We start from the raw sequence: 4,641 nt of genomic DNA, 5'->3' as shown, positions 1-4,641 counted from the left end.
CCATCTCATAGTTGTGCTTTTTGGAAAGACGCTGTTTAAATTAATAAAAAATAAAGCCAGTTCACATAGTGAATTGGTTCTTTTTTTACATAAATCAAGTTATGCTAAGGTGAAATTATATAGACTGAAACTCCTCTTAAATTAAAAAGTACTGTAAACTAAATGAATACAAACATTAAGAAAGGATGATAAAAATGAAAAAAAGTTAGGATTTTTTTTAGGTAGTTTAGCCCTTGGAACTGTATTTTGGATTGGAACTATTTCTGCTGATGCTGCAACAACCGATCAATCAATGTATCGACTGTATAACCCTAATACTGGGGAACATTTCTACACCGCTGACAAAACGGAGCAACAAGATCTTATTATAAAAGGATGGACAGATGAAGGGATTGGGTGGACCGCTTCTAAAAGCGGGGATACTGTTTATCGAATTTATAATCCTAATGTCGGGGAACACCTATATACCAAAAGTTTAAAAGAATACAATAATCTAACTTTATATGGATGGGTAAAAGAAGGTAGAGCTTTTTACTCGGCTAGATCTTCCGAGGTCCCCATCTATCGTGTATATAACTCAAATCAGTTTGCTTTTAATCATCACTACACTAAAAGTGAACAAGAAAGTAAACATTTAACAAAATTAGGTTGGTCTGATGAAGGAATTGCTTTTTATGGTACGAATGATTCTACTACACCTGAAACCAGCACAGTTACAATCAATTATGTAGATACAGCTGGAAATAAAATCAAGGATAGTACGACTGAATCGGTAGAGGTAGGTAAAGATTTTACAGCAACTGCTCCAAGCATTTCAGAATATACAATCCAAGGGGAGACAAGTCAAACATTGACGAATATCACTAGTGACCAGGCTATTACTTTTACTTATCAAAAAAACGCACCTACAACAAATTATACGGTAACGGTCAATTATGTGGATGCTAATGATCCATCAAAAATAGTCAAGGAATCCCTTGTAGTATCTGTTAAAAAAGGTGAAAGCTATACTGCAATAGCTCCAGAGATTACAGGATATACAGTATATGGAGATCCAAGTCACTTAATTCAAAGCGTTACTGAAGAGACTTCCTTGAACTTTAATTATGTCAACACTGACCATATATTTACTTATGATGTATCGGAAAAAAACGCAACTATTACAGGATTTAAAAAAGGAGAAGATGTTTCTGAATTAATCCTACCAATGTATGTTGCTGAAGGTGAAAGTATTTATAAAGTTACTAGTATTGGTAGTAGATCTTTTTCTAATATAGCTACGGAACCTTCTGAAGCTTTGTATTTAAAAAGTGTAGTCATTCCTAATAGCGTTATCACCATAGAAGCTGGTGCCTTTTATTATAATGAAATAGAGCATGTAACTATTCCAGATAGTGTTACTATAATAGGTGAAGGAGCATTTAACTATAATAATCTGACTAGTATTGAAATATCTAGTGGTATAACTAGTATTGAAAATTACACATTTGGTTCTAACCAATTAAATAAAGTGATAATTCCTAAAGGGGTTACTTTTATAGGTAATCATGCTTTTGATAGCAACCAACTAGAAAGTGTAATTATTCCAGAAAAGGTAACCTCCATAGGAGGATTTGCATTTTATAATAATATAAGCTTAAGTAGTGTAGCCCTAGGAAATAGCTTGGAAACCATAGGGACATATGCATTTGCAACCACAAACTTAAGTAGTGTGACCATTCCAGACAGTGTCAAGAGTATTTTGGACTATGCATTTTACTACAATAATAACCTCACAGAAGCAAGTGTCCCTAAAGAGTTTGTAGACACTAACAGTGCTTTTGACCCCTCTGTTACTGCACTTATCCCGCGGACTGAATAAAAATGTTGTTATTTAATCAGTTAGGTCACATAATGTAAAATATTAAAAGCAGGCCTATTTAGGTCTGCTTTTTTTAGTTAAATCTTATTATGACTGAAACCAATAATTTTAATCTCAGCTCTCGTTCCATCACCATTTGGGGATTGAGAAATGAAACCTAGTTTTAAAACGTCTGGGAGCTTTAAATAAAATTTTCAATGTTTAATATAAAGTTTATCATCATGCGAGTAACTAAATTGGAAAAAATTGTTCTTTGCCTCTATCTTCAAAAAAAATAGCTTTTCTCTTGAATTGTTCCCCTACTACATCATCTGAAAATTCATTTGTCACTATTGATACAACATTCAAACTTTCTTCATCTATCTTTTCAATTACAAATTTTGTCCAAGATATTGACTCTGATCCAATGATTAGAAAAATCCTCTTGTTATATATTCATCTAAATTGTATTTTGATATATTTATTTAAAATTGAATATAGACAGACTACCTTATAATAATTTTAATTTCTAGAAATCAGTTTCACAGAATAAGACATATTTTTTTTATTAATATTTCAATTTAATGAAAAATTATTCGTTATAAGTACTCACTGCATTTGAATTATTCATTATAACTTTACTAATTGACATTTTACTATATATCAATTAGTATTTGTTTCTGCTTTGAAAGGATGTGAGTTCTATAAAAAAGTATACCGCTAATTTATTATTTTTTCTGGGATTAATATTTTTCTTCTTTTTAACGGCTAATCCTATAAAGAGCCAAGCAGCATCTCCACCGAACGGTTACACATTGTACACTGTATCTAATTACGCACAGTTTAAGGCAGCCATGAATGCTCCATCTACTTTGAAAAAATATATTCTTCTTAATAATGACATTGTATATGGTTTTTCTAATGGTGCAACTACAACATCAACTACCTCTGCAATTGATGTCTTGTCTTATACATCAGACACCATTATTGATGGATCTGGTACATCTGGTACAGCGAGGTATAGCTTATTATTTGGATATATTGGAAACACTAATGCTTATTCTTATGATTCTCCTCTTCGTACAATTACTCCAAACATAACAGTAACCTTTCAAAACTTAAATGTTGGAAATTCGACTTGTAGAAATTTTACCAATGGTGGATTGGTATACCCTTATACTAATCAAGGAACTAATATTAATCTTAATGTAATCGTTAATAATGTAACATACAACATTCAAGGCTTCAATGGGACACCCTTCAACAGTTTTTATGCTGACAACAGTACTATTACGTTTAAAGGGACAAATACTTTTACAAGTTCAAATACTTCTAGCGGTGCATATTTCTCATCGGGTTTTTCCAATTTAAATTTTGATACTGATAGTAGCACAATAATTAGTGTCGCTGGTGCTGGAACTTCTGAAGTGATGTCTGGTAATCAAGACACCGGGACCTTAAATATTACTTTAAACCCAAGAGCGAACGTAACAGTCAATAACGGAAAAACTACGTTTATTAGATCAGATAATGCTACACTAAATGTTGGGGATAGCGCTAAGCTAAACTATAACTTAGTAAACGGTAGTGGTTCAACTACCTCTGGAGTTTTAAATAGCAGAGGATCCACTGTTATTAATGCAACCAATAATTCCACACTAAATTTTTCAAGTTCTAAAAGTGGTGTAACAAGCTGGGGATTGACAGGATCTAATACTATTAACGCTAATGCCCCTAAAGAAATACTATTCGCAACTTCGGCTACAACCCCCTCTCCGTTATTCACTGGTAGTGTAATGACAGTCAATAGAAATGATCAAATTAATACTTGCGATTATCAATCAAGTACACTTGAAATCGGAGAAACAATTGGCACCAACTATTTAAAATATAAGATAGGTGACTCTAATTCATTATCTTCGGAAAATACTGCTTCAAAAACAGCATGGGTTTATGAGCCAACAGCTTCTATTTCGTCAGTTACTGCAAATTCAATTGTGGCAAACCGTCAAAGTGATTTAAATATAAATGATATAGTTTTAAATGATGATAACTCTACAATTCAACAGGTTTCCTACAAAATTGCTGATGCGCCATTAGTTTCTGATGATATCACATTAGATAGTTCTCAAAAGACTATTTCTGATAAAGAATCAGAAAGTTTAATAGCATCTAATTCATCTTCATCTGAAACATTTACAATCAATAATCTACTTGCCCAGATGTACTATATTTACTCTCAAGTTCTTTCTATAAGAAATCATAATACGGTTGCTGGAAATTTTACTACGGAAACCTTGAGTAAGTGGACTGAAAATTCATCGGCAGTTCCTGAATATAAATCAATGTCAATTATAAATAATATTGATTTCCATGCATTTCGGTCTAAAATTTCTAAAACTGATAATTTAAATCCAGAAGACTATCAGACTATTAATAATGGCAACACGATTCGAAAACTATCCTTAAATAGTTTAACCGTGAATAGCGGATCTGCTAGTGACGTTACTTTGGTAGACCAATTAACTGAAGGCAAAAACAGTCAGCTGGCCCTTTCACTGGTTGCACAAAAAAATGATTCCCAAGATATAGTCAAGTGGGGACCACTGTTAGCCAATAAAGGTAGTACTGATAATTTAAGCTTGGCTCCTTACTGGCAAACAGATCATAGTGCAAATCTTTATGTGACTGGGAATTTTTCTGGTCCTTATGATGTGCTAAAAGATGTCAGTTACACGTTGCATTTTGATATAGCGACCGTGACTAGCTAGAAAGGAGAACAAGATGGAAGAAACAAAACC

General features: G+C 32.8%; 2 protein-coding genes. Both read left to right on the top strand.

Annotation, left to right across the window (positions count from 1 at the left end; genetic code table 11):
- Positions 1 to 292 precede the first annotated feature (292 nt).
- On the top strand, positions 293 to 1,861 hold the full coding sequence (locus KUA55_RS18015; RefSeq protein WP_218327759.1) for a leucine-rich repeat protein: 1,569 nt from the start codon (positions 293 to 295) through the stop codon (positions 1,859 to 1,861).
- 674 nt (positions 1,862 to 2,535) lie between these two features.
- Entirely contained in the window at positions 2,536 to 4,611 is a 2,076-nt protein-coding gene (locus KUA55_RS18010; RefSeq protein ID WP_218327758.1) for a hypothetical protein, read from the top strand.
- The last annotated feature ends 30 nt before the right edge of the window (positions 4,612 to 4,641 follow it).

The organism is Enterococcus alishanensis (assembly GCF_019218635.1).
In the GTDB taxonomy this organism is placed as follows: Bacteria; Bacillota; Bacilli; order Lactobacillales; family Enterococcaceae; genus Enterococcus_A; species Enterococcus_A alishanensis.
Note: the sequence above shows the minus strand (reverse complement) of the source record. Positions and strands in the feature narration are given on the sequence as shown.